We start from the raw sequence: 1521 nt of genomic DNA, 5'->3' as shown, positions 1-1521 counted from the left end.
CGGCTCTCCACGAAGCTGATCCGCGAGAACCAAGCGGTCGCGGTGGAGGACCTGGCGGTGAAAGGGCTCGCCCGCACGCGCCTGGCCAAGTCCGTGCACGACGCCGGATGGGCGGCGTTCGTGGGCATGCTGGAGTACAAGGCCGCCCGGTACGGGCGCACTTTCGTGCGCATCGGCCGGTTTGAGCCCACCTCGCAGGTCTGCTCGGTCTGCGGCGTCCAGGACGGTCCCAAGCCCCTGCACGTCCGCGTGTGGACGTGCCAGGCATGCGGGGCCGTCCTGGATCGGGACATCAACGCGGCGGTCAACGTCGCCAAGGCGGCCGGACTGGCCGTATCAGCCCGTGGAGCGCAGGTAAGACGGGGACCCGTCCCCGCACAGCGCGGCGAAGCGGGAACCCGCCCGAAGTCGCACCCGACAACGGTGCGGCAGACGGGAATCGCCCTCCTTTAGGTGGGCGAGGATGTCAACAGCAGACCCTGCGCCTGGAGCGGGCCGAACACCTGATCAGCCAAGGCGCCACCATCGAGTCCGCGGCCCGGCAGGTGGGTTTCGAGGACGCCCGCATGGTGCGCCGCCTGCGGTCCCGGCCCTCCTGAACCGCCCACGAGCCCGGGGAGCCAAGGCTCATGCCCGTACCACCCCGCCGACGTGGAAGCCGCCCACACGCGGCCGCCACGCCCGGGTGTCTCGGCCGCGGGGCCGCTCACAGTGAGATCAGCCTTTGGCCGTCAGACAGAAAGGATGCCCGGCCGGATCGATGAGGACCCGCCAACGCTCTTCATCGGGCTGATGCTCCGGCTTGCTTGCGCCCAGTTCCAAGAGCCATGCCTCGGCCTCGTCCAGGTCGTCGACGTCGAAGTCGAGGTGGAACTGCTGGGGAACGGTTTGGTGGGGCCAGCGGGGAGCCCGGTAGTCGTCGACTCGCTGGAAACCGATGAAGAGTCCGTCCTCGCGGTTGAGACCGGCGAAGTCGGCGTCGGACTTCGGATGCCGTTCGAGGCCGGTGGCCTGCTGATAGAACGCCGCAAGCGCCAGCGGGTCTGAGCAGTCGAGTGTGATCGCGGACAGCTTCAGCGGCGGTGGCATGGCAACTCCGGACCTGTCGATGACTCTCGCGATGTCACACACTAAAGGGCCAACGCGGACCGGGCTGAACTCGCGCCGCATCAGACAAGGTTCGTCCTGTTGTGTCGTGACGTGGATGCTGGTCCGGAGGATGTGCTGTCGCCAGGCTGTCCGGGCGGATGGCTGCTGCGGATCATCCGCAGGGACCATGGGATCGATGGTGGCCTGGCGCGGGCCCGGATGGTGGTGTTGTTCGCGCAAGGTATGCCCGTGTCGAAGATTCGCTGAGGTGGCGTCTGCCAGCGAGGACCGGGTCCGAGACGTGATCCATAACTTGGTTCAGCATTGCCACAGAAGTTTCGCGTGGCCACACGGCTCGCAGGCGAACGCGTAGGCGCTGCCGCAGCCGCCGAAGTTCATGGCGGTGCTGTGGTCAGGGCCTTCCTCGAGCTG

The 1521-nt window shown here is 67.7% G+C and carries 2 protein-coding genes and 1 pseudogene; 2 read left to right on the top strand and 1 reads right to left on the bottom strand.

Going from position 1 to position 1521, the window contains the following annotated elements; translation table 11 throughout:
* On the top strand, positions 1–453 hold a 453-nt coding region (locus ABZ478_RS39230; RefSeq protein WP_359557573.1), incomplete at its 5' end, for an RNA-guided endonuclease TnpB family protein.
* A 17-nt stretch (positions 454–470) separates the two neighbouring features.
* Positions 471–599: pseudogene (locus ABZ478_RS39225) on the top strand (AraC family transcriptional regulator); the annotation flags it as partial.
* A gap of 118 nt (positions 600–717) precedes the next feature.
* Here ABZ478_RS39225 and ABZ478_RS39220 read toward each other — a convergent pair.
* Positions 718–1089, bottom strand: a complete 372-nt coding sequence (locus ABZ478_RS39220; RefSeq protein ID WP_359557572.1) for a VOC family protein — start codon at positions 1087–1089, stop codon at positions 718–720.
* Positions 1090–1521 lie beyond the last annotated feature (432 nt).

The organism is Streptomyces sp. NPDC005706 (assembly GCF_040631045.1).
In the GTDB taxonomy this organism is placed as follows: Bacteria; Actinomycetota; Actinomycetes; order Streptomycetales; family Streptomycetaceae; genus Streptomyces.
Note: the sequence above shows the minus strand (reverse complement) of the source record. Positions and strands in the feature narration are given on the sequence as shown.